Genomic DNA, 22125 nt, shown 5'->3' with positions numbered 1-22125 from the left:
CCGCCGGGCCCGCCGGCGGCCCACGGCGACCGCCCGGTAGACCGGCGGGGCCGCGATCGCCCAAGCGACCGCGGCCCCGCTTCTTCGGTGGGGTGGGAGTTATGCCGGTGTGCAGGTCACCGCCGGTGTGGCCGCCGTGCCGGTGCCGATGAAGCCCCAGCTGGAGGTGCGGGTCTGGCCCGCCGCGACCGAACCGTTCCAGCCCACGTCCTCGGCCGTGACCGTGGAGCCCGCGGACGTCACGCCCGCGTTCCACGAACTCGAGATCGTCTGCCCGCTCGGCCAGGTCCACGTGAGCTTCCAGCCGCTGATCGCGGCACTTCCCGCCGTGACGTCCACATTGGCCTGCCAACCGGAGTACCAGTTGCTGACCACCTTGATCACGGCCGAGCACCCGCCCGTGGGACCGCCCGTGGGCGTCGTGACGGGGTCGCTCGGGCTCGGGCTGGTGTCCGGGGTGGACGGATCCGCGGGCTTGTCGAGCCCGAAGAACGCGAGCGCCTTGGCCGCCATGCCGTTCGCCATCAGGTTGTGGCCCACCCCCTGGAGGCTGATGGCCTCCACCGGCGCCTGGGTCCCGGTGCCGCCGTAGCGGGTCCGGTTCCAGTTCGCCTGCGGCGTGTCCGAGAGCTCGGGCGCCTGGTCGGTGCCGTGGACGTTCGTCCACTGGTCGACCTGCTCCTGGAAGTTCTGGTAGAACAGCACGTCGTCATTGGTGCCGTGCCAGATCTGCATGCGCGGCCACGGCCCGGTGTAGCCCGGGTTGGTCGCCCGGACCTCGTCGCCCCACTGCTGGGGTGTGCGGTTGACCCGCCCCTGCGCGCACTCCGAGTTCCACTCGGAGGTGCTGCCGGTCCTGAAGCAGGTGTAGGGGACGCCGGAGAACGCCGCGCCCGCCTCGAAGACCTCGGGGTAGACGCCCAGCATCACGTTGGTCATCATCGCGCCCGAGGAGATGCCGGTCGAGAAGATCCGGTCGGTGTCCACATCGTATTCCGCGATAGTCCAGTCCATCATGGACTTGATGCCGACCGAGTCGGATCCGGTGCCGCTCAGCGAGGCCGCGGAGGCCACGTCCCAGCACTTGCTCGAGCGCGTTACCGACGGGTATACGACGATGAAGCCGTACTGGTCGGCCAGGCGCGCCCACTCGGTGCCGTTGTAGAAGTCGTTCGCCGAACCCGTGCACCAGTGGATGCCCAGGACCATCGCCGGCTCGGGGGCCACGTTGTCCGGCACGTAGAGGTACATCTCGAGGCTGCTCGGGTTGTTCCCGAAGTTCGCGACCCGCGTGAGGGACGCGGCGCTGGCGGGCTGCGGGATCATGACCGCGAGGATCGCGGCCGCGGCGACGAACACCGCGGCCGCCGCGGCCATCAGTCCTCTGCGCACGCGGGGGAGGGTGAATGGCATGGGGTCCTCTCTTGACGCTGCCGGGGGCGTCGTGACGGCCCGAGGAACAGGGCCGCATAGCCCAGAAACGATGGGGATCGCCTGAGGGTCCACACACTATATATCCATGAACTTCTATATGCAAGCGCTCCCAAGGCGGTTCGGCCCCAAGATGCGTCAGGCCCGTTCGCCCGCCGCCGCCGCGATGCCCAGGCCGATCAGGGCCGTGCCGCCGGTGCGGGCCAGGATCAGCCTCGGGCGCGGGCGGCGCAAGACGTCGCGCGCGGCCGCGGCCACCAGGCCCCAGACCGTGTCGCACGCCGCCGCGAGCGCCGCGAAGGTCGCGCCCAGCAGGAGCATCTGCACCGTCGCCGAACCGCCCCCGGCGTTGACGAACTGGGGGAGGATCGCCAGGAAGAACAGGATCGTCTTCGGGTTCAGCATCCCCACCATGAACCCCTCCGCCATGGTCGCCAGCGCCCGCTTCGGGCTCCCCGCCTCGTCCTCGGGCCCGGCCATCAGGCCCTTGCGGTCCCGGAGCGCCTTGACACCCAGGAACACCAGGTACGCCGCGCCCGCGTACTTCACGATCGCGAACGCCAGCGCCGACTCCTGGATGAGCGCCCCCAGGCCGACCGCCGCGAGGGTCGCGGCGGCGAACGTGCCGATCGCGTTGCCCCAGGCCGTGAGCACCGCCTGCGTGCGGCCGTAGGCGAGGGCCCGGCTGACGGTGAACATGACCGACGGCCCGGGGATGAGGATCAGGATGAGCGAGGCGACGACGAACCCCAGGTACTGCGCGGTGCTTGGCATGCCTCGATCAAAGCACCCGGGCCCAACGGCGGCAACTCATTAGGCGGGCCCCCACCGACTTCGGGAATAGCGCGTCACGCATGACATGTGATGTACCACTGACCTGCCCAAGGTCACGCTCAGGTGCCAGTGCCCGCTTGATTTCCGCCAGGTGACGTGGAGCATAATTTTCATGACCTCCCACCCTTTATCCACACAGGAGTGTTCATGGACCAACCGCCCCGAGCAGGCGGACCGCCCCCGTCCTCCCGCTCAGTCCCCGCCCGCATCGCGCCCCAGTACCTGCCCGCGCCCAACCGCCCCGCCTCCCCGGGCCGCGGCGGCACCGGCACCACCGGCGCCCTCCCCAAACCCCAAGCCCCGCAAGGCACCGAACGGCGGCCGACGCAGGCCGACCTCGACCGGTCCTACGCGACACTCCTGCAGGCGCAGGGCGACACCGCCCGCACCGTCTTCGGCTTCGTCCTCCTCGCCGTGCCCCTGATCGCCCTCGTCAACGCCTACCTGCTGCCCACGATCCGCACCGTCCAGCTGAGCCGCATCGAAGGCCTCAGCGTCCTGGGCTCCGCCGAGACCATCGGCACCGCCAACTACGACGAGGTCGCCGCCGAAGGCGCCTTCACCGCAGGCCTCGCCGACCTCGCCGGGCCGATCGCCATGATGGTCCTCGCCGGCGCGGTCCTGGCCCCGCTCGCCGCCTGGCTCATCCACCGCGGCGGCCGCCGCCTGCGCACCACCGCCACCGTCGTCTGGGCCCTCGCCGCGGTCGCCTTCGCCCCGGCCGCCCTCTCCGTCGCCTGGGTCATCGACCGCATCGTCGCCGGCGGCGACCGCGAAGCGGGCCTGTGGGACTGGCCCGGGCTCATCGCCGGCGTCGTGCTCGGCCTCGGCGTCATCGCCGGACTCGCCGCCCTGCGCGGCAACGCGACCGGGAAGCCCGCCCTGCTCGTCACGGCCTGCCTCGCCGCGTTCGCCACCGCCGCGGCCGGACTCCAGACCTTCGCCTACAGCGTCGTCAGCGGCCTGCCGCAAGACGCAGAGACCCCCGTCGCCCAGATCTTCAGAGGCCTGTACTCCGGGATCTCCCCGGGCCTGTCCAGCGCGAAATCGGTGCTGCTCATGGCGATCCTCGCCGCGCTCGGCCTCGGCGCCGCGCTCGTGTTCGCCGCCGCCCGGACCCGGATCGACGTCAGCCCCGACCCGGTCGACCCGACACCGACCCGGTCCGCCGCGGTCGTCGGCATCGCCGCGCTCGTGCTCCTGCTCGCCGCCGTCGGCTCGTTCCTCCTGCCCTGGCTCGCCCGCTTCGGCGAGGACACCCGCGAAGGCGCCGACCTGTGGCTCGCGATCCGCCGCACCTGGGGCCCGCCGCTCATCACCACCGCCGTCGCACTGCCCGTGGCGGCCATCGGCGGCTACGCCGTGGGCGCCCTGCGGCCCTTGGGAGGCGCCTCGCGCTGGCTGCTGCTGGCGTTCGCGCCGTGGCTGTTCATCGGGTCCGGCCCGCTGGGGGCCGCGAACCTGGAAGCCGTCGCGGGCGAAGGCGAGTACATGGTCATCGGGTCGTTCCCGCCCCGCGCCTGGATCGCGGTCCCGCTCCTGTTCGTCTTCACTGCCCTGTTCTGGGGCCTGGAGGACCGCCGCCGCGCGGCCCTCATCGACGGCGCCGAGCCCGGCGAGGCGCGGCTGGCGTTCTTCAAGGCGGCCTGGCCGATGACCGGCCTCATGGGGCTGGCGCTGCTGCTCGTCAACGGCCAGGACCTGTTCTGGCAGCAGCTGACCTTTCAGGACATGCTGTCCTCGGGCCCGATGATCACCGCCCTGGAGCACCTCGAGTTCGAGCATTCCGGTGTGGCCCTGGGCTTCCCGATCCCGATCCTGATCGTCGCCCTGCTCGCCGCGGCGGCCGCCGCGGTCTGGTACCTGCCGCGCCTGGCGATCAGGGTCGGCAAGGACTGAACGCAGTGAACGGGGCCGGCGAACGCCGGCCCCGTCACTGTTGCTCTAGCTGCGGACGAACTCGATGTCGTGGAAGCGGCGGGCGACCGCGTCGTAGTGCAGCCGTGCGCCTTCCATGTACCCGAACAGCGCGCCCCACTCGTCGTGGTTCGCCTCCGGGAACAGCGTCACGAGCCCGCACTCGATGTGGCCGCCGTGGCCGATCACCAGGGCCGCGTCACCGGGACCCAAGGGCGCCATCAGGTCCGACCACTGCCGGGCGAGCGCGTGCGCGTAGTCGGACGCGGTGCTGCCGCGCCGGTTCACCAGCCGCGCGAGCCGGGTGAACGGGGCGCCGACGTCGTACGTCGCCGCCTGCGACTCCTGCAGGAAGCCGTTGACGTTGGGGAGGGTGGGCAACTCCAGTGTCACCGCGAATCCCATGGCGATCGCCGTCTCGCGGGCCCGCGGGGCGACGCTGGCGGCGACGACTTCGAAGGGCCCCATGAGCGTTCCCGACCAGCGGGCCAGTTCGACCCCCTCCTGGGAGAGGTGGACGGCCTCGTCCCCGTTGCGCTTGCTGTGGCGGCGGATCTCGAGCATGGGCATAGGCGGTCTCTTCTCTTCTCGAACACGCTGCGCGGTACCAATCTACGGCTCGGCCGCCGCCGCCTCGCCTGTGGGCCTCGTCAGGGTTTGACCGCGATACCGGCCATCTGCGTGCGCTCGTACGGCTCGAAGTCCTCGAACGCGGGGACCTCCCGGCCCGGCTCCTCGGGGTACCAGCGGGACACGTACTCCAGCCCCGGCGGGACCATCGGCATGCCCTGGAAGTGCCGCTCGAGGCGTTCGATCGGCCTGATCCAGCCGTTGCCGAGCGTCTCGAGGCACCCCTGCGAGAGCCCGAGCTGCGCGGGGTCGCCGGTGTCGGGCCAGGCGGTGAGGAACAGGTGCGAACCGGAGGCGAGCGGCTCCATGAGGGTGGCGATGATCTCGTCGGGCTTCTCGTTCTCGTGGATCTGCATGATCATGCCGACGATGACCACCGCGATCGGCCGGTCGAAGTCGAGGTGCGCGCGCACCTCCGGGTTGGCGAGGATGGCCTGCGGGTCGCGCAGGTCCGCGGTGACCACAGTGGTGGTGCGGTTGTCGGCCAGGAGCGCGCGGCCGTGGGAGAGCACCATCGGGTCGTTGTCCACGTAGACGACCCGCGCCTCCGGGTTGATCTCCTGCGCGGCCTCATGCGTGTTCTGCTCGGTCGGCAGGCCGCACCCGATGTCGAGGATCTGGTCGATGCCGGCGCCGCGCACCAGGTACTGGACGCCGCGGATGAGCGCGTCGCGGTTGAGCCGGGTCGCTTCGCGGACCTGCGGGATCTTGCGCGCGAAGACCTCGACGGCCTCGCGGTCGGCCTTGAAGTTGTTCTTGCCGCCCAGCGCGGCGTCGTAGACCCGCGCGGTGGAGGGGACGTTGGGGTCGATCCCCGGCGGCGGCCATGGTGCTGCGTCGTTCAAAACTATCCAATCGGCACTGAATGGGCAGGTGGCGGGGGGAGGCGGGGCAACGCTCCGGGCAGTCGCGTCGCGCTCGGCGCCGGCGCGCGCGAGCGGCTGCTTCACCGGTGCGGACGTCGGTCCAGACTAGCCCATCGGGTGCCCGAACACGAGTCGCCGCACACCGGTCGTGGCAGCCTGTCGCACCCCCGCAACCTCGAGAAACGCTCCCATTCCAGGTGCGCAACGGGGCGCCCGGCGACCGGGCGCCCCGCGAGCGCAGTTGTTTACATAGGGCGGGTCGCTAAGCGGCGCTTCCCGTCACGACGGTGCCGGAACGCTCCACCGTGTACTCGATCGTCTTCCCGCTCCAGAAGTGGAAGGTGAGGTTCACGGTCGCATTGTCGTCCACCGCGGCGAAGAACGCCTCGGGGAGCACGATCTTGCCGGCCTCGTAGTCGGGGGTGAACGCGACCGCGAACTCCTTGAACGCGGTCCAGTCCTGCGGGCCCGCGGGGGTCCCGTCCGGGTAGACGGCCTCCATCGTGGCGAGCTGGTCGCCGTTGAACGCCACCGGGACCGCGAGCTCGGTCGTGGTCCCGGTCGCGTCCTGCACCGCCGGTGCCGTCGAGGCGATGATGTGGAGCTTCCACGGGACGCCCGAGGAGAACCGGACCTCGAGCACGGCCCGCTCGCCGAGCGCTGCGCCGTCCGCGAGGGACGCGAGGAGTCCGGCGCTGAGCGTCAGCTGCTCGCCGTCCAGGGTGTAGTCGGTGCCCGCGGCGAGTTCGGTGTCGCCGTTGAAGACGCCGGCGAACTCCAGGCCGTTCAGCTGGAGCGGCACGGCCGCCGCGGCCGGGGCCTCGCCCGCCGGGACGTACACCTGGTCGGAGGCGGCGGTCCCGGAGCGGCCCGCCCAGGCGCCCGCGACGTGCGCGAACAGGTCCGGGTCCTTCCAGGTGTGGGACCCGCGGTCGAAGTGCTGGCCGTTGTCCCACCACATGGTGGTCATGCCGACCTCGTTCGCGTAGTACCCGAGGTACTCGAAGAACTTCAGCTTCTCGCCCTGCTCGATCACACCGGTGTGCTTGTCGAAGCCCAGGAGGCCCCACTCGCCGAGGATGACCGGCACGCCCTGGTCGATGAATGTGGCCTTGACCCGGTCGAAGGCCGCCACGATGTCGCCGCGCACCTCCTCGTTGAAGGTGGTGTACCCGGCGACGTTGACGCTGAAGGGCCAGTAGCCGTAGTAGTGCACGGTGGCGGCGATCATCGGGTCGTCGAGGGCCGCGATGCTCGCGGCGGCCGCGTCCAGGCGCGCCTGCTCGCTGCTGGTGTGCAGCGTCGGGATGACCAGCAGCCGCTGGGCGTTCACGCCGCCCGAGCCGCGCACGATCGCGTGGAAGGACTCGTTGAGCTCGTTGAGGAGCGCGTCGCCCTCCTCCTCGCCCACGTCGGCGAACTGGGGCTCGTTGATGTTCTCGAACACGAGCTCCGGCGGGGCGTCCGCGAACGCCCCGGCGATCTGCGTCCATGCCGCGTTGTAGCGCGCGAGGACCTCGTCGTGCCGCGTCGGCATCTGGTTCACCCACTGCCACGAGTCGTGGTGGATGTTGATGAGCACGTAGAAGCCGTCCTCGAGCGCGAGGTCGACGACCTCCTGGACGCGGGCCAGGTACGCGGCGTCGATCGCGTAGTCGCCGGTCTCGGCCTGGTGGGCCGACCACGTGACGGGGATGCGGATCGAGTTGAAGCCCTGGGCCCGAATCGAATCGAGCAGCTCAGGGGTGATGCGCGGGTTGCCCCAGGCGGTCTCGTCCTCGCCCACGGCGTCGAGCGAGTTGCCGAGGTTCCAGCCCGGCTGCATGGCCGCGACCGTGGCCTCGGCGCCGAGCTGGACGGCGGCGCCGTCCTCCGGCGGGGTCTCGGGTTCGGCGAAGGCGGTTCGCACGGTGAGCGCGGCGGCGACTGCCGCCGCCACCGCCACCAGGGCCGCGATGAGCCTGATCGGTTTGCGTCGCAAGGGTGACCACTCTTTCTGCGCCCTGCGGGAGGGCATGCCGGGTCGGCCTCCACTGCGGGCGCGTCGGACGAAAAATTGCCGGGAAGATCCCGTATTGCGGGGTCGAAACGCTGCGGCAATGATTGCAGCGGCATCGGCGCATGTCAACCTTTTGATCGCCTGTGGCAACAAAAAAACTCCCTGTCACGGGGTGTGTGACAGAGCGTTCCGATGCTTTGCTCAGGCGTGCAGGGCGTGCAGCACCGAGTCGAGGAGGCCCGGGAAGCGGCCGTCGAGCGCCTCGCGGTTGAGCCGGATGTGGCGGTCGCGGCCGTCCACTCTGGTGCGGGTGACGCCGGCTTCGCGCAGGACCCGGTAGTGGTGGGACAAAGTGGACTTATGGATCTCGATGTCACCGGACAGCAAGGTGCAGTTGCCCTCCACGCCGTCCGCGAGCCGGCGGACGAGCTCGAGCCGCACCTCGTCGCTCAACGCGTGCATGACCTCCGGCAGCCGGATGTCCTCCGTCGCGGGGTGAGGCAGCTCACGCATGGTAGTCACCTGGCCTTCCTTCACGCGGCCAGCATAGTCCGCTGTCGGATGGTTGCGCAACCATCCAACCATCACTTAGTTTGATCCTCACCCAACCATCAAACTGAAGGAACCCCCATGGACCGCAGGCTCATCCCGCTGGTCGCCGCCGCGTTCGCGGTCGGCACCGACGCCTTCGTCATCACCGGACTCCTGCCCGCGATCAGCGCCGACCTCGAGGTCACCACCGCCGCCGCAGGCCAGCTCATCACCGTCTACGCCCTCACCTACGCCCTCGCCGCCCCCGTCCTCGGCGCCCTCACCGCCGCGCTCGACCGCCGCACCGTCCTCCTCGCGGCGCTCGCGGTGTTCGTCATCGGGAACGCCGCGTTCGCCGTCGCGGACGACTACGCGTTCGCCATCGCCGCGCGGATCGTCACCGGGCTCGGCGCGGCCCTGATCACCCCGCAGGCCAGCGCCATCGCCGCCTCGATCGCCCCGCCCGAGCGGCGCGGGCGGTACCTCGCCGTCGTCATGGGCGGGCTCACCGCGGCCACTGCGCTCGGCGTGCCGCTCGGCTCCCTGCTCGCCGCCGTCGACTGGCAGCTGACCCTGTGGGCGGTCGCCGGGCTCGGCGTCCTCGCCGCGGCCGGGATCGCCGCGCTGCTCCCGTCGCTCACGGCCCCCGCTGCGGGCCTGGCCGCGCGGCTGGCCCCGCTGCGCGACAAGGCGGTGCTGGGCATCGTCACCACCACCGCCCTGGTCCTGGCCTCGGGGTACGCGCTCTACACCTACTTCGGTGCGGCGGCCGAGGAGGCCACGGGCGGTTCGCAGACGCTGCTCACCGCGATCCTGCTGGCGCAGGGCATCGGCGCGGTCATCGGCAACCACCTGGCCGGGCGGCTCACCGACCGCTTCGGCCCGGCCCGGCTCATGCTCATCGTCCAGGCGGTCATGGTCGGCCTGCTGGGCTTGGCGCCCTTCGCGTTCGCGAACCTCGCGGCCGCCATCGCGATCTCGTTCGCGTTCGGCGTCGTGGCCTGGATGGCGATCGTGCCGCAGCAGCACCGGCTCGTCTCCCGCCACCCCGAGGCCGCGATCGTCCTGATCGGACTGAACTCCTCGGCGCTGTACGCGGGGATCGCGTTCGGCGGGCTCGTGGGCGGCGTCAGCCTCAACTGGCTCCCGGTCGCGGCGCTCGGCCCGGTCGGCGCGGTCATCGGCATCGCGGGTCTTGCGCTCACCATCGCCATGGTCCGCGCGAAGACGCCCGCCCCGCAGCCCGCCGCGGCGTGAACCGCGGTGGCCGACGACACCGGGTACCGGTCGTGGCCTGCGGGTAAGCTTGATCCATGGAGGAGAACACGGGAGCGTCGATGGGCATGGGGACCGCTCTGGTGCGGACCGCGTTCCTCGTCGACACGGTGTACTCCGACTCGGTCCGGCAGTTCGACCTCACGGTGCAGCAGGCGCAGCTCCTGTGCGTCCTCATCCAGCGGCCCTTCGGGATGTTCGAGCTCGCGAAGACCCTGGGCCTGGCCAAGTCGAGCATCTCGGGCCTGGTCGACCGCTGCGAGAAGCGCGGCCTCGTGCGCCGCGAGGCCGACCCCGGTGACGGCCGCGCGTTCCGCGTGGCGCTCACCGAGCAGGGCGCCCAGCTCGCCGAGGAGTTCCACGACGAGACCACGAAGCGGGTGGCCGACCTCCCGCTCGGGCTGAGCGCCGCCGAGCAGGAGGTCCTGGCCGGCCTGCTCACCCGGGTGGTCGCGGACAATCACGTGCCGGTGGTCTTCACCGACTCGGGCTGCCCGACCGCGAAGGACTGCACCGAGTCGTAAGGCGCGCAGCGCCTGCCGCACGCACGACGAAGCCCCCGCCGCGGCGCGGCGGGGGCCTTCCCCGTCCTATGACGATCAGGCGGACGGGGGAGTCCTACTGGGCGGGGACGAGTCGGAACGCCTGGTCGAAGTAGCCGACCATGAGATCGCGCCCCTTCCATTCGATGACCGACTCCAGCGGCAGCTGCACGGGGCCGTTCTCGGAGGGCATCTGGCCGACGCCGAGTTCGGGGCCGAGCGGCACGATCGCCACCCGCACGGGCGAGGGCTCGTACACCGATGCGGGCTGCTCGCCGTTGATCTGCGCGATGATGTTGGCGGCCACCACGTCCGCGTGCCTCCCGGCCGCCGCGGCGCGCTTCTCCTCGTTCACGTTCGTGACGTCGCCGATGGCGTACACGTGCGCGTGGCCCTCCACATTGAGCGTCGGGGTGACGGGCAGCTGGCCGCGCCGGTTGAGCGGCGCGATGCCGTCCCGCAGGTAGCCGGAGTTGGTGCTCATCCCGAAGGCCCGGAACCAGATGTCCGCTTCGATCGGCTCGCCGTTCGCGGTGACCGCCACGGTCCCGGTCCGGCCCGGTTCGACGGCGGGCTCGTCGTCCAGGGTGACGCCCAGGCGCACCTCGATGCCGAGCTTGTCCAGCTGCGAGTGGAGCTCGGCGCGCAGCTCCGGCTCGTACCCGGGCATCAGCTCGTCGGACGGGTCCACAATGGTGATCCGCTTCTCGGGCCAGACGGCCTTGATCTCACCGGCCAGTTCCAGGCCCACCGGCCCGGCCCCAGCGATGAGCACCCGGTCGGCCCCGGCCAGTTCGGCGTGGGTCTCCTTGAAGTGCGCCAGGGCCTCGTCGGTCGAGTCGGTGCGGGTCTTGGCCGGGTACGGGTAGCCCGAGCCGCTGGCCAGCACGATGTAGTCGGCCTCGACCCGCTCCCCGGAGGCGAGGGTGACGCCCCGCTCGTCCACGCCGGAGGCGTACTCGCGAAGGTGCTTGCCGCGCTTGATGAACGCGTCGTACGGGTAGAACAGGCGCTCGGCCCACTGCTCGGGCTGCGTCAGGGCCCGCAGTGAGGCGGCGGCGTTGACGAAGGCGTCCTTGGGCTCGATCAGGACCACGTCGGCGTGCTCGTCCAGCGCCTTGGCGAGGGCGGCCCCGCCGTACCCGCCGCCGACGATCGCCACGGTCTTCCCCTGCTGCGTCATGTCGTTCCCTCTCCGGAAATCTAGTTCGTACTACGAACCATAATAGTTCGTACTACGAACTACAAGGATCGTCTCAACTCGAATCCCGTGACACCACTCACTCGCCGATCTATTTGACAGGTACCTGTCAACTGGCATAGGCTCCGGACGTGCAGCTCAGTCCCCGCGGCCTCGCCGTCTCCGAACTCGCGATCGAGGTCTTCCGCGCCAACGGCGCCCTCCTCGCCGCCGGCGACGCCCTCGCCCGCCCCGCCGGGCTCACCAGCGCGCGCTGGCAGGTCCTCGGCGTCATCGACCACGCCCCGGCCACCGTCGCGGACATCGCCCGCACGATGGGCCTGCGCCGCCAGAGCGTGCAGCAGACCGCCGACGCGCTCACCGCCGACGGCCTCGCCGCCTTCACGGAGAACCCGCGCCACCGCCGCGCGAAGCTCCTCGCCCCGACCGAGGCCGGGCACCGCGCCCTCGCCGAAGTCGAACGCGCCCATGCCGACTGGGCCGACGCCCTCGCGGCATCGCTCGCCCCGTCCCAGATCGAGGCCGCCACCGCGGCCCTGCGCGCACTCACCACCGCACTCGAACCGGAAGGAAGCCGATGAGCGGAGCGTTCACCATCCCCCTGCTGCCGTGCAGGTCCATCGACGAGACCAGCGAGTTCTACCGGATGCTCGGCTTCGAGCGGACCCACCACCAGACGCGCCCGAACCCGTACATCGTCATGGCCCGCGACGACTGGCAGCTCCACTTCTTCGGCGTCGACGTGCTCGACCCCGAGAACACGTACGGCACCTGCCTGGTCTTCGTGCCCGACACCGGCAAACTCTGGGACGAGTTCGCGGCCGGCATGCGCGCGGCCCACGGCAAGGTCCTCGTGGAGGGCATCCCGCGCGTGACCCGCCCGCGCAAGCGCGCCAACACGGGCAACCGGGCCGGGTTCTCCCTGACCGACCCGAGCGGCAACATCATCCGGTTCTTCCCGCAGCAGGAGGACACCGCCAAAGCCGAAGCGCCGCAGAGCAAACTGGGCCGCACGCTCGCCAAAGCGATCGTCCTCGGCGAGGCCAAGGGCGACGCCGCGCAGGCGGTCAAGCTCCTGGACTCGACCCTCGCGCGCAGCGGTGAAGAGGCCCCGAAGCCCGAACTGCTCGACGCCCTCGTCTACCGCGCCGAACTCGCGGTGCGCCTCGGCGACCGCGAGAAAGCCGCGTCACTCCTCAAGCAGGTCGACGACACCGAGCTCACCGACGCCGAGCGGGACGCCGCCAAGGGTGCGCTCGCCACCGCCCAGGACCTAGGGGAGCAGCTCTAGCGCCGCCAGCGCAGACCGAGCTCACCGACGTCGAGCGGGAAGCCGCCGCGGGCGTGCTCGCCACCGCCGCGGACCTGGGGGAGCAGCTCTAGCGCCGCCAGCGCAGGTGGAGGTCGGGGAGGCGCTCCTCGTTGTCGGAGCCGTCGCCTGAGGCGACTTCGGTGAAGCCTTGGCGCGCATAGAAGGCGCGGGCGCCGGTGTTCTGCTCGAACACCCGCAGATTGAGTTCGGGGCGGCGCCGCTTCGCCTTCGCGAGCAGCGCTTCGCCGATGCCCCGGCCCTGATGCGCGGGTTCGAGATACAGGTGATCGAGCCAGGTGCCGTTGAGGGCCGCGAACCCGACCGGCACGCCGTGCCGCTCGGCGATCCACAACTCGGACTGCGGGACCATGACGTGCTCGACCCACCATTGCGTCTGCTCGCGCGTGTACAGGCCGGGCAGGTAGGTCATGTCGCCGCGCGCGGCCCAGAAGATCCCCGTGATCCTGTCGGCGTCCCCGACCCATCCGCGCCGGATGAGGGGCAGCGTCTCGTTGCGGATGAGCTCGGCGACTTTGGCGAGCCGCGCCGTCGGGTGCCGCAGGTGGTAGTGATGGCGGTGTTCGCGGTGGACTGCGTCGATGCGGGAGTGCAGTTCTGGGATCCGGTGTCGCTGCGCCGCATCGAGACTGTTTCCGAGATATGCCCCTACGAGTGCCGACAACTCCCGCTCGAGCGGTTGGTACGGCTCCATGAGCGCGGACGCCGCATACGGCTGGTCGCGGCGCCACTGCCGGATCACGGCGATGACCGTGGCGGAGCGAGCGTCCGGCCCCGCCCAGCGCGGCGCCAACCGGTAGCGGGACTCTCCGCGGTCAGCGGGGATGCCGAGTTTCTTGAACGCGGTCCTTCTCGTGGCGAAGCCCTCCATCTCCACCAACCATGCGTTTCGACTGGCCTCCAAGAGGTCCAGTGCTCTGATCAGCGACCACTCGTCGAGCGGGAGCCTCTTGCGCGGATCGGTGCCGGTGATGAACGACCAGGTCGCGTGGTACCCGAGGCGGCGGTAGTACTCGACGGCCGAGCGCAGGGCCGCGTACCGCAGGCCGAGCGGGAGGTCCGGGTTCCGCACGCGCCTGGCGAGGGTCTGGAAGGTCATCGGCGGGCCGGGGCGGCGGGGGAGGAGTCGTGCACCGCGACACCGTCTCACGCGCCGGGCGAATGCGCCAGTGCTTTGCCGCGTTCGCGCGAACCGCTTGCGCCGCTCCGCGGATCAGTGGTATGCATGAGTCATGCATGATCGTTTGGCGAACCTGCTCGGCGCGACCGCGTTGAACGTGGTCGATCTCGTCGCCGAGGAGCAGCGAAGCGCCTCTGACCTGGGCGACAGCGCCAGTGCGGCACTGCTGACCCTAGACGAGTTCCCCGGCCTGGCGGTGACGACACTCGGGCGGTACATCGGCTTGAGCCAGCCCGCCGCGGCCCGGATGGTGGACGGCCTGGTCCAGCGCGGGCTCGTGGAGCGGCGCACCGGCCAGGGGCGAGCCGTCGCCGTCCACCTCACCGCTCCGGGCAAGCGCACGGTCGCGCGGCTGCTGAAGGACCGCAAAGGCGTCCTCGGGCCGCTCGTCGAAGGCCTCGACGCCAAGGAACGCGTTGCGCTGGAAGCGCTCCTGGAGAAGCTCCTGCACGCCGTCTACGCCAGCACCGGCCGCGCCGAGCGCGTGCCGGACGACGCCCTCGGCGAGCTGCTGTGCCGCCTGTGCGACCGGGCGGCCTGCATCCGCGAAGGCGCGGCCTGCCCGGTCACCCAGGCCGGGAAGTGCGCCGCGACCGGGACTGCGCTCGAAGGGAGCAGACATGCGTGACCGGCCCCGCCCGCCCGGCCGCTCGAATGGCGGCCGGCGAAGCGGCCCAGGCGAAACCACGACCTGCTCGGCGTGCGGGTGGACCGATGAGGACGGCGCGGCGGTCGTGTCCCGCCACCACACCTCCGAAGGCGTCGTGGTGTGGACCCGGTGCGTCTGCGGCGCCGTGCGGGCCCGCCTGCACCGGCTCGGTCCGGCCGAGCCCGTCGCCTTCGCCGACCCGCCGGAGGACTGGAGCAGCGGTCGCTGAGCGGTCAGGAATCCCTGCGGGGCAATGAGAGTCCGGTGGCCTGACAGAGCACCGCGAAGCCGTCGTCGCTGTCGCGGTCAGGACTCCTTGCGGGGCAACGGGAGTCCGGTGAGGCGGCAGAGCACTGCGAAGCCGTCGTCGCTGCCGGGCCAGTGGGCCCGGACGGCGTCGATGCCGGCGCGGCGCACGACCGAGCGCAGGACCAGCGCCACGATGATCGCGTCGTCGGCATAGCCGAGGACCGGGATGAAATCGGGGACCAGGTCGAACGGCAGCGCCAGGTACGCGAACAGCAGGACCAGGCGGACGCGCACGCCGCGCGGCAGGCTGCCGTCCGCCGCGAGGCGCCGCAGCAGCCGGAGCAGGTCCGGCAGCACGCGCAGCGCCTCGCGCAGGAGCGGCCCGCGCGGCCCGGCGACCGCCAGGGCGATGATCAAAGCGATCCAGGTGAGCACCAGGCCCGCAGCGACCGCCAGCAGCAGGTCCACCCACCACCAGTCGGTCATCGGACGCTCCTCTGAGCGGCGGGCGCGCCGCCTCGCTGACTTGTGATCATCGCCCCGACTCTAAGGTCACCGCGTCGGGTCCGGCCACCGGCTCACGCGGCCCCGGCGGGCCGCCACATCGGGTGGAGCGGCGGGCCGCCCTCGCCGATGCGGAACGGTTCGCCGTGCGGCCGGTAGCCCAGGGACGCATAGAGACTCGCAGTCTGCAGCGAGACCGCCTCCAGGTACGCGGGCGTGCCGGTCGCGTCGAGCCGCTCGTGGTGGCGCCGGAGCAGGTCGCTCGCGATGCCGCGCCCGCGCGCGTCGGCGCGCACGCCCACGAGCGCCACGTAGTTGTGCGGTTCGGCCGGGTGGTGCTCGTCCATGATCCAGTCGAGTTCGGCGAACCCCTCGTAGTGCTTGCCGCAGGCCGCGCGCAGCCGCTCGTCGTAGTCGGGGATCGGCGGCACCTCCTTCGTCCGGTCGAACCAGACGACCGCGCCGTCCGACCCGGCGGTGAGCACGCCGCCGTGTGCGTCCGCGTGCTCGACGAGCATCGCGAACTGGCCCTCCATGGCCGCCAAGCGATCGGCCGGGTCGTCGATGAGCCAGACCGCGGTCGGGATCTCAAGGAACGCCTCGGCGAGCAGGCCCGCTACGTGCGCGGTGCTACCGGCCACCGGCCACCCCGACCGGTTCGGACGTCTCGGTCACGAGCGCGGCCTTCGCGCCGTGGCCGATCCCGGCGTACACCTCCGGGCGGCCCCGCTTCAGGTAGGCGCCCCAGCCCGCGCCGAGGAGGGCCAGGACCGCGAACAGGATCGGGACGAGCACCGGCAGTGTCGATCCCTTCTCGACACCGAGCAGGGTGTGGAAGTGCAGGACCGAGAGGTACAGGACCCACAGGAGCGCGACGACCGCGAACACGGGCGCGATCCTGGTGGCCCACAGCGACTCGCCGCGCCGGTCGCGCGCGAAGTACACGATGACCGCGACCGCGCAGGTGGCGATGAGCGCGAGCAGGCCGATCCCCGCCGACGTGCTCATGTAGTAGAACAAGTGCACGAGCGGGTCCAGACCCAGGGCCGCCCAGGCGATGATGACCGCGCCGCTGACGACGGTCTGGGTCAGCGAGGCGGTCACGGGGGACGAGGTGCGCGGCGAGGTGCGGCCCAGCCACGCGGGCGCGACCCGCTCGCGGCCGAGCGCGAAGAGGTAGCGCGCGGTCGTGTTGTGGAAGCTCAAGGCGGCGGCGGTGACCGAGGTCAGCAGCATCACCTCGCCGATGACCGCCCAAGGGGCGCCGAGCTGGTCGCCGGCGAGGGTGAACATGAGCGAGGGGTCCGCGATGGCGGCGTCCACGACGCCGTCCGCGCCGACGGCGGCGATGATCGACCACGACGAGGCGATGTAGATGAATGCGAGGATGCCGACGGTGGCGAGGGTGGCCCGCGCGACCGTGCGGCGCCGGTCCTTCGCCTCCTCGCCGTAGACGGTGGGCGACTCGAACCCGATGAAGCCGGTGACCGCCAGCGCCAGCATGGCCCCGGCCGCCTCGCCGCCGAGCGTCGACGGCGACATCGCCGCGAGCGGGAGGCCGTCGGCGGCGTTGGCGAAGTTCGAGACGCTGAACAGCAGGATCACGGCGATCTCGACGGCCAGGAGGATCGCGAGCACCTTCGCGTTGATGTCGACCGCGCGCGTGCCGAGGAGTCCGATGAGGAGCCAGGCGACGAGCGCGCAGACCCACCAGGACGCGTCCAGTCCCATGCGGGCCAGGACGCTCTCGGCGGTGAGTCCGAGCAGGCCGTAGAGGCTGATCTGCATGGCGCAGTACGCGGTCGCCGCCACCCATGCGGCGGCGACGCCGGGGACGCGGCCGATGCCGCGCGCGATGAACGCGTAGAACGCGCCCGCGTTCGTGATGTGCCGCGACATGGTCGTGTAGCCGACGCTGAAGAGCCACAGGCAGACGGCGATGATCAGGTACCCCAGCGGGATGCCGATCTCGCCGGCGAGGGCGAACATGACGACGACGCCGCCGGCGATCACGGTGAGCGGCGTGGCGGCGGTGAGGGAGAAGTGCAGCAGGCTGAAGGTGCCGAGCTTGTTGCGGGCCAGCACGGCCTGCACTGCACTCGGTGCGGAGGGCACAGTGGACATGGGGGTGGTGTCTCCTTCTTCTGGTGAGGGTGGAGTCAGCGGCCGCCGGTGATGGCGGTGTCCGCCACCGCCGCCGCCAAGTGCGCCAGGAGGGCCCGGAGCGGCGCGGGGAGCGACTGCCGCTGCTTCTCGGCGTACACGTGCACGCCGGGGGGAAGCTGGTAGAAGAGCGGTTTGGAGAGGCCGACCGCAGCAGTGAGGCCGAGCAGGTAGGCGTCCTCGACGGAGGTCTGACGCTCCGCAAGGGACAGTTGGCGGCGCAGCCGCGAGAACACGGCGTTCGCGAAGAGCGCGTCGCTCGGCTCGTAGCCGTGCTCCACGCGGCGGGTCCACCGCGAGCGGTACTCGTGGCGGACCATGAGGCCGAGCATCGCCATGTGCTCGGCGGTCTTGGTGTACACGTCTGCGGCGCTGAGGAACTCGAGCCAGTCGCGCACGCCGAGGGCGGTGCGCTCGGCGCGGACGTGCTCGACCAGCCACAGCGCCAGGGAGTCCTCCGGCGGCCGGAACCGCTCGTCGAAGCACAGGAGGTCGACGCCCTTGGCGGCCCAGACGACCACGTGCTGCGAGAGCACGAGCTCGGCCAGGAGCGCCGCGCCGATCCCCAGGCCGGTGACGCGCGGGCCGGTGGCCGGCTTGTACGCGTCGTCGAGGGAGGTGACCAGCAGGGCGTCGTAGACCAGACGAGTGGAGGGCACGTCGGGCACCGGGGGTAGTCCTTCCTATACAGGGCGATGGACGCGATTACCATACCGTTGCCATGCAGGCGTTCGTACTGGGCATTACCGACAGTTCATGCCAGCGAACCCGTTTCTCCGTGGAAGCGCGTTCCTTCGAATCGGAGGGACGGTACCGCTGCCGGTACCGGCGCCGTTCCCGCCTGCGCCCCTCTTGCGCTGAATCCGGCCTTTTGCCTTGCCGTGCAGCTTAATGCGGCTTTAGTGTCGGCCCATGCACACCCGAATCCTCACCGCGGCCGCCCTGGCCATCGCCGTCGCCGCCGTCCCGGCCGCCTCCAGCGCCGCACCGCCCGGTGCGCCGCGCCTCGACACCGACCTGCTCGAGTCCAAACTGGAGTCGTTCGCCTCCGCCGCCGACCACGCGGTGGTCGCCGAGGTCCGCAACGGCGACGCCGAATGGTCCGCCGCGATCGGCCCGCGCAGCCTCGAAGCCGACGAAGGCGACGCGAGACCCGGCGACCGCTTCCGCGTCGGCAGCATCACCAAGTCGATGACCGCGACCGTGCTCCTGCAGCTCCAGGCCGAAGGGGAACTCGACCTCGACGACCCGATCGGCGAGCACCTGCCCGGCGTCCTCCCGTACGAAGGCGAGTGGGAACCCACGGTCCGCGAGCTCATGTCGCACCGCGGCGGCGTCCCCGACCACCTGCCCCGCCTCTACGAGTCCCTACTGGAGGACGACGACCTCACCGACTTCTACGCGAACCACCGGACCCACTACCGCCCAGCGGAACTCATCGCGATCGGCACCGAGGGCGGGCAGCTGTTCGAGCCCGACGACGGCTTCGCCTACTCCAACACCGGGTACACCGTGCTCGGCCTCCTCATCGAGGAGCTCACCGGCGACGACCTCGACGACGTCCTCGAAGACCGCGTCCTTGACCCCGCCGACCTCGACGACACCTATTTCGGCCGCCCCGGCACCTCCGGCGTGCGCGGCCCGCACCTCGACCCCTACCTCACCACCGGCGACCCCGCCCAGCCCTACCTCGACACGTCGAAGCTCTCGTACAGCCAGCTGTGGGCCGGCGGCAACGTCGTCTCCACCGCGGGCGACCTCAACGACTTCTACCGGGCCATGACCGACGGGACCCTCCTCGACGCGGCCTCGCTCGCCGAGGCAACCGCGTTCAAACCCACCGGCAAGTCCTTCGGCTACGGCCTCGGCCTCTTCGGGATCCGACCCGGATGCGCCGCCGAACCCGAAGCGGTCTTCCTGGGCCACAATGGGGACACGCTCGGGCACGAGGCCAACTCGTTCCACTCCCTCGACAGTGAGCGGCAGATCTCGGTCGCCTGGAACATCGTCGACCGCCACGACGTCGCCGACCCCGACGCCCTCGAGCAGGCCTGGAACGAGCTCCTTTACGCCGGGCTCTGCGGCACCGACAAGGACGACGACCCGACCCCGCACCAGCGCCACCGGGCCGCACCCGCGCGCCTCGAGCCGATCACCGCGTAACCGCGGCGGGACGGCACCGCACTGCGACTGCGCTTCAATACGGCAGTGCCGCACCACGGCAGTGCCGCACCACGGCAGTGCCGCAATTTGACAGTGCCGCAATATGACAGTGCCCCGACCCGACTGTGCCGCACCACGACAGCGCGCCGGCCGCGGGACCGAACGGAGGTCCCGCGGCCGGCGCGGCCGCTCCCCAGAGAGCGCATCACAGGGGTGCTCGGGAGCGCGGACTTCAGTCCGCGATGTCGCCGTAGATCAGCCCGCGACCGTTCGTCGCGATGTAGACGCGGCCGTACACCTGCGGGTCGCCCGAGATCGCCTTCCCGGTCCACGCCCACTGGTGCGCGTCGTCGTTGATCCGCTGCCAGCTCCGGCCCTCATCGGTCGAACGCCAGATCCCGTTCTGCCCGCCGGCCTTCCCCGACGCGTAGATCGCCGGATACCCGCGCCCGCGGCCCTTGCCGAAGCCCACCGAGTCCGCAGTGTCGAAGTCCCGCACCCGCTTCCACGAGGTGCCGCCGTCGGTCGAGCGCCACATCCCGTACACCGGGTCGACCGGCTCAGGCGTGTTCCCGCCGGCCAGCCACAGGTGCCCGCGCTTGCCCGGCACGGCCCGGAAGTCCACGTCGCCCTCCGGCGGCAGCCCCGTCGCACCGGTGTCGGCGAAGGTCCGCCCGCCGTCCCCGCTCGTGTAGAACACTCCGGCGAAGTACGCGTACCAGCGGCTCGCGCGCACCCGGTCGGCGCGCACCTTCGCCCCCGCGGGCAGGCCCTCCACCGGCGTCCACGTCTGACCCAGATCGGTGCTGTACACCGGCGCCGTCGTCCCGTTGCCGGGGCTCCAGACGATCACCGCGCCGTCCGCGCTCACCCCCACGATGCCCCCGTTGCCGTCGCCGGCCACGCCCTCCAGGCGCGCCGTCGTCAGCCAGGTCGCACCGCGGTCGGTGGAGACCGCGACGTGCCCGTCGACCGTGCCGTGGACATTGCCCGTGCCCACCACGACATCCGGGGCCAGCGCGGCGAAGTCCACTGAGGTCCCGGTGGACCAGTCGGGGTTGCGGATCTGCGTCCCGGCGCGGCCGACGTCGGTGTGGACGAAACCGCCGAGGTCGCCCACCGCGGTCACCAGGGTCCCGCCGATCGCCGCGATGTCCTGCATCGAGGTCTCCTCCAGGCCCTCGGCCCGGACCGCGACGGTGAACCGCTCCACCGGCAGCGCGGCGCCGTCGTCGCCGACCAGCGGCCCCTGCGCGTCCCAGGTCGTCAGCTGCTCGGTGCCCCAGATCGTCGCGCCCGTTCCCCACATGATCCGGTCCGAGTCGAACGGGTCGATCGCGAGCGCGTCGATCATCCAGCCGTGCTTGACCGCGTAGGCCGCGCCCTCGTCGGTGCCGCCGAACGACAGCCACTCGCTTCCCGTGCTGTCCATGTCGAACCGGTCGGTGCGGGCCCCGCCGGCGTAGTCCCAGCTGGTCTCCCAGGTGGCCCCGGAGTCGGTGGAGCGGAAGATGACCTCGTCGGGCCACCAGGAGTTCTCGGTCGCGGCCATGAGGGTGCCGGGGCGCTGGCGGTCGACGGTGATGCCGCCGAAGCCGGGGATCCGGCCGTTCGGGCTGTAGGCCGGGGTCGCGTCGGTCCACTCGCCGGTGGCGAGGTCGAGGCGCCAGAGGGCGCCGCCGGCACCGGAGGCCGGGCCGCCGTTGTAGGGGCCGGGGTCCCAGCTGGTCACGATGAAGAGGTGGCCGTTGGCGCGGTCGATCGCGGCCTGCTTGGGGATGGTCTTGTTGTCGCCCACGGCGCCGAGCACGGTCGCGCCGGGCACGGGCGCCCAGGTCTGGCCGCGGTCCTCGGAGACGTAGAGCGGGTCGGCGGGGTCGGCGACGCCGACGAAGATCCGGTCGCCGGCCTGGTCGAACTCGATCCAGATGACGCCCTGGTTGTCGTCGGAGTAGTCGCCGGAGGGGTCCTGCACGAAGTTCCCCGGGTTCGGGAACGCCTCCACTTCGGACCAGTTGCGGCCGTGGTCGACGGAGCGCCAGAGGCCGCTGCCGTTCGGGGTGCCGAGGTAGACGACCGCGTTGTCGGCGGGGTCGACGGCGAGGCGCTCGCCCATGCCGCGGCCGGGCATGTTGCCGCCCTGCTTGAACGGGAGCTCGGCGACGCCCCAGGTGTCGCCGTAGTCGTCCGAGTGGAGGACGGCGCCGTTGTTGGGGTCCCAGTCGTTCGTGTAGGTGCCCACGGCGGCGTAGACGCGGTTGGGCTCGACGGGGTCGGAGGCGACGGAGACGACGCCGGTGTACCCCCACTCGTCCGGGCCGACCCAGTCGAGGAGCGCCTTCCACGTCTGGGTGGGCTCCTGCCAGCGGTAGAGGCCGCCGATGTCGGTGCGGGCGTAGATCAGGTTCGCCTCGGTCTCGTTGAAGACGATGCCGGGGACGTAGCCGCCGCCGTTGATCACGACGTTCTGCCAGCTGTAGGCGTCGTCGCAGCGGCCGGAGGCCTTCGCGTGGGCGGCGGCGGGGACGGCGGTGGCGGCCACTGCGGCGGCGCCGAGGGACGCGGCGAAGGTGCGTCGTCGCACGGGTGCTCCTAGGGTGGAGGTTCGGCTGGGGGCCGCCGAAGGGTTAGTTTGGAGACCCAACATAACAGGGGTCCGCG

General features: G+C 71.3%; 21 protein-coding genes. 8 read left to right on the top strand and 13 right to left on the bottom strand.

Annotation, left to right across the window (positions count from 1 at the left end; all coding sequences use genetic code 11):
* Nucleotides 1-99: 99 nt before the first annotated feature.
* Together O2L52_RS21450 and O2L52_RS21445 are read right to left on the bottom strand one after the other, a co-directional pair.
* The gene (locus O2L52_RS21450; RefSeq protein WP_270118116.1) at nt 100-1392 is read right to left on the bottom strand and encodes an extracellular catalytic domain type 1 short-chain-length polyhydroxyalkanoate depolymerase; all 1293 of its coding nucleotides are present in this window, start codon (nt 1390-1392) and stop codon (nt 100-102) included.
* A gap of 177 nt (nt 1393-1569) precedes the next feature.
* The gene (locus tag O2L52_RS21445; RefSeq protein WP_270118115.1) at nt 1570-2205 is read right to left on the bottom strand and encodes a LysE family translocator; all 636 of its coding nucleotides are present in this window, start codon (nt 2203-2205) and stop codon (nt 1570-1572) included.
* A 207-nt stretch (nt 2206-2412) separates the two neighbouring features.
* On the opposite strand from O2L52_RS21445, the gene O2L52_RS21440 reads away from it, so the two are divergent.
* Nucleotides 2413-4164, top strand: coding sequence for a hypothetical protein (locus O2L52_RS21440; RefSeq protein ID WP_270118114.1), 1752 nt, complete (start codon nt 2413-2415; stop codon nt 4162-4164).
* 45 nt (nt 4165-4209) lie between these two features.
* Here O2L52_RS21440 and O2L52_RS21435 read toward each other — a convergent pair whose 3' ends face one another.
* The 4 genes from O2L52_RS21435 to O2L52_RS21420 form a co-directional block, all read right to left on the bottom strand.
* The gene (locus tag O2L52_RS21435) at nt 4210-4752 is read right to left on the bottom strand and encodes a hypothetical protein (protein WP_270118113.1); all 543 of its coding nucleotides are present in this window, start codon (nt 4750-4752) and stop codon (nt 4210-4212) included.
* Nucleotides 4753-4832: 80 nt separating this feature from the next.
* The gene (locus tag O2L52_RS21430; protein WP_270118112.1) at nt 4833-5657 is read right to left on the bottom strand and encodes an SAM-dependent methyltransferase; all 825 of its coding nucleotides are present in this window, start codon (nt 5655-5657) and stop codon (nt 4833-4835) included.
* Between the two features lie 283 nt (nt 5658-5940).
* Nucleotides 5941-7659, bottom strand: a complete 1719-nt coding sequence (locus tag O2L52_RS21425; protein WP_270118110.1) for a cellulase family glycosylhydrolase — start codon at nt 7657-7659, stop codon at nt 5941-5943.
* Between the two features lie 219 nt (nt 7660-7878).
* A complete protein-coding gene (locus O2L52_RS21420; protein ID WP_270118118.1) occupies nt 7879-8190 on the bottom strand; it encodes an ArsR/SmtB family transcription factor in 312 nt (103 codons plus the stop codon).
* Nucleotides 8191-8307: 117 nt separating this feature from the next.
* On the opposite strand from O2L52_RS21420, the gene O2L52_RS21415 reads away from it, so the two are divergent.
* Together O2L52_RS21415 and O2L52_RS21410 are read left to right on the top strand one after the other, a co-directional pair.
* On the top strand, nt 8308-9465 hold the full coding sequence (locus tag O2L52_RS21415) for an MFS transporter (protein WP_270118108.1): 1158 nt from the start codon (nt 8308-8310) through the stop codon (nt 9463-9465).
* A gap of 56 nt (nt 9466-9521) precedes the next feature.
* Complete coding sequence (locus tag O2L52_RS21410; RefSeq protein WP_270118107.1) at nt 9522-10007, top strand: MarR family winged helix-turn-helix transcriptional regulator; 486 nt, start codon at nt 9522-9524, stop codon at nt 10005-10007.
* Between the two features lie 94 nt (nt 10008-10101).
* Here the strand turns inward: O2L52_RS21410 and O2L52_RS21405 are convergent, their stop codons facing one another.
* Nucleotides 10102-11208, bottom strand: coding sequence for an NAD(P)/FAD-dependent oxidoreductase (locus O2L52_RS21405; protein WP_270118106.1), 1107 nt, complete (start codon nt 11206-11208; stop codon nt 10102-10104).
* A 149-nt stretch (nt 11209-11357) separates the two neighbouring features.
* On the opposite strand from O2L52_RS21405, the gene O2L52_RS21400 reads away from it, so the two are divergent.
* Together O2L52_RS21400 and O2L52_RS21395 are read left to right on the top strand one after the other, a co-directional pair.
* Complete coding sequence (locus O2L52_RS21400) at nt 11358-11807, top strand: MarR family winged helix-turn-helix transcriptional regulator (RefSeq protein ID WP_270118105.1); 450 nt, start codon at nt 11358-11360, stop codon at nt 11805-11807.
* Nucleotides 11804-12517 carry a VOC family protein gene (locus O2L52_RS21395; RefSeq protein ID WP_270118104.1) on the top strand — a complete coding sequence of 238 codons (714 nt, stop codon included), beginning with the start codon at nt 11804-11806 and terminating at the stop codon, nt 12515-12517. The genes O2L52_RS21400 and O2L52_RS21395 overlap by 4 nt, the downstream gene beginning before the upstream one ends.
* 88 nt (nt 12518-12605) lie before the next feature.
* Here the strand turns inward: O2L52_RS21395 and O2L52_RS21390 are convergent, their stop codons facing one another.
* Entirely contained in the window at nt 12606-13655 is a 1050-nt protein-coding gene (locus O2L52_RS21390; protein ID WP_270118102.1) for a GNAT family N-acetyltransferase, read from the bottom strand.
* Nucleotides 13656-13788: 133 nt separating this feature from the next.
* On the opposite strand from O2L52_RS21390, the gene O2L52_RS21385 reads away from it, so the two are divergent.
* On the top strand, nt 13789-14364 hold the full coding sequence (locus O2L52_RS21385) for a MarR family transcriptional regulator (protein ID WP_270118101.1): 576 nt from the start codon (nt 13789-13791) through the stop codon (nt 14362-14364).
* Nucleotides 14357-14614: a hypothetical protein gene (locus tag O2L52_RS21380; protein WP_270118099.1), complete on the top strand. Its 258-nt coding sequence runs from the start codon at nt 14357-14359 to the stop codon at nt 14612-14614. Before O2L52_RS21385 ends, O2L52_RS21380 begins: the two co-directional genes overlap by 8 nt.
* Nucleotides 14615-14691: 77 nt before the next feature.
* On the opposite strand, the gene O2L52_RS21375 is transcribed toward O2L52_RS21380, so the two are convergent.
* The 4 genes from O2L52_RS21375 to O2L52_RS21360 all read right to left on the bottom strand — a co-directional run bounded on the left by O2L52_RS21375 (nt 14692) and on the right by O2L52_RS21360 (nt 17969).
* A complete protein-coding gene (locus O2L52_RS21375) occupies nt 14692-15120 on the bottom strand; it encodes a YkvA family protein (protein ID WP_270118098.1) in 429 nt (142 codons plus the stop codon).
* A 92-nt stretch (nt 15121-15212) separates the two neighbouring features.
* On the bottom strand, nt 15213-15779 hold the full coding sequence (locus O2L52_RS21370) for a GNAT family N-acetyltransferase (protein ID WP_270118097.1): 567 nt from the start codon (nt 15777-15779) through the stop codon (nt 15213-15215).
* On the bottom strand, nt 15769-17262 hold the full coding sequence (locus O2L52_RS21365; protein ID WP_270118095.1) for an APC family permease: 1494 nt from the start codon (nt 17260-17262) through the stop codon (nt 15769-15771). Before O2L52_RS21365 ends, O2L52_RS21370 begins: the two co-directional genes overlap by 11 nt.
* A gap of 35 nt (nt 17263-17297) precedes the next feature.
* A complete protein-coding gene (locus O2L52_RS21360) occupies nt 17298-17969 on the bottom strand; it encodes a GPP34 family phosphoprotein (protein ID WP_270118094.1) in 672 nt (223 codons plus the stop codon).
* Nucleotides 17970-18213: 244 nt separating this feature from the next.
* Between O2L52_RS21360 and O2L52_RS21355 the strand changes: the two genes are divergently transcribed.
* Nucleotides 18214-19464: a serine hydrolase domain-containing protein gene (locus tag O2L52_RS21355; protein ID WP_270118093.1), complete on the top strand. Its 1251-nt coding sequence runs from the start codon at nt 18214-18216 to the stop codon at nt 19462-19464.
* A gap of 232 nt (nt 19465-19696) precedes the next feature.
* Here the strand turns inward: O2L52_RS21355 and O2L52_RS21350 are convergent, their stop codons facing one another.
* Complete coding sequence (locus tag O2L52_RS21350) at nt 19697-22048, bottom strand: xyloglucanase (RefSeq protein WP_270118092.1); 2352 nt, start codon at nt 22046-22048, stop codon at nt 19697-19699.
* Nucleotides 22049-22125 lie beyond the last annotated feature (77 nt).

It is taken from the genome of Glycomyces algeriensis (assembly GCF_027622855.1).
Classification (GTDB): domain Bacteria; phylum Actinomycetota; class Actinomycetes; order Mycobacteriales; family Micromonosporaceae; genus Glycomyces; species Glycomyces algeriensis.
This window is presented reverse-complemented; position numbering and strand designations above follow the sequence as displayed.

Bases quoted from the DNA above. Each gene is read 5' to 3' on its own strand.
- O2L52_RS21445 (WP_270118115.1), bottom strand. From the start codon at position 2,205: ATGCCAAGCACCGCGCAGTACCTGGGGTTCGTCGTCGCCTCGCTCATC.
- O2L52_RS21440 (WP_270118114.1), top strand. From the start codon at position 2,413: ATGGACCAACCGCCCCGAGCAGGCGGACCGCCCCCGTCCTCCCGCTCA.
- O2L52_RS21435 (WP_270118113.1), bottom strand. From the start codon at position 4,752: ATGCCCATGCTCGAGATCCGCCGCCACAGCAAGCGCAACGGGGACGAG.
- O2L52_RS21420 (WP_270118118.1), bottom strand. From the start codon at position 8,190: ATGCGTGAGCTGCCTCACCCCGCGACGGAGGACATCCGGCTGCCGGAG.
- O2L52_RS21415 (WP_270118108.1), top strand. From the start codon at position 8,308: ATGGACCGCAGGCTCATCCCGCTGGTCGCCGCCGCGTTCGCGGTCGGC.
- O2L52_RS21410 (WP_270118107.1), top strand. From the start codon at position 9,522: ATGGAGGAGAACACGGGAGCGTCGATGGGCATGGGGACCGCTCTGGTG.
- O2L52_RS21405 (WP_270118106.1), bottom strand. From the start codon at position 11,208: ATGACGCAGCAGGGGAAGACCGTGGCGATCGTCGGCGGCGGGTACGGC.
- O2L52_RS21395 (WP_270118104.1), top strand. From the start codon at position 11,804: ATGAGCGGAGCGTTCACCATCCCCCTGCTGCCGTGCAGGTCCATCGAC.
- O2L52_RS21390 (WP_270118102.1), bottom strand. From the start codon at position 13,655: ATGACCTTCCAGACCCTCGCCAGGCGCGTGCGGAACCCGGACCTCCCG.
- O2L52_RS21385 (WP_270118101.1), top strand. From the start codon at position 13,789: ATGCATGATCGTTTGGCGAACCTGCTCGGCGCGACCGCGTTGAACGTG.
- O2L52_RS21380 (WP_270118099.1), top strand. From the start codon at position 14,357: ATGCGTGACCGGCCCCGCCCGCCCGGCCGCTCGAATGGCGGCCGGCGA.
- O2L52_RS21375 (WP_270118098.1), bottom strand. From the start codon at position 15,120: ATGACCGACTGGTGGTGGGTGGACCTGCTGCTGGCGGTCGCTGCGGGC.
- O2L52_RS21365 (WP_270118095.1), bottom strand. From the start codon at position 17,262: ATGTCCACTGTGCCCTCCGCACCGAGTGCAGTGCAGGCCGTGCTGGCC.
- O2L52_RS21355 (WP_270118093.1), top strand. From the start codon at position 18,214: ATGCACACCCGAATCCTCACCGCGGCCGCCCTGGCCATCGCCGTCGCC.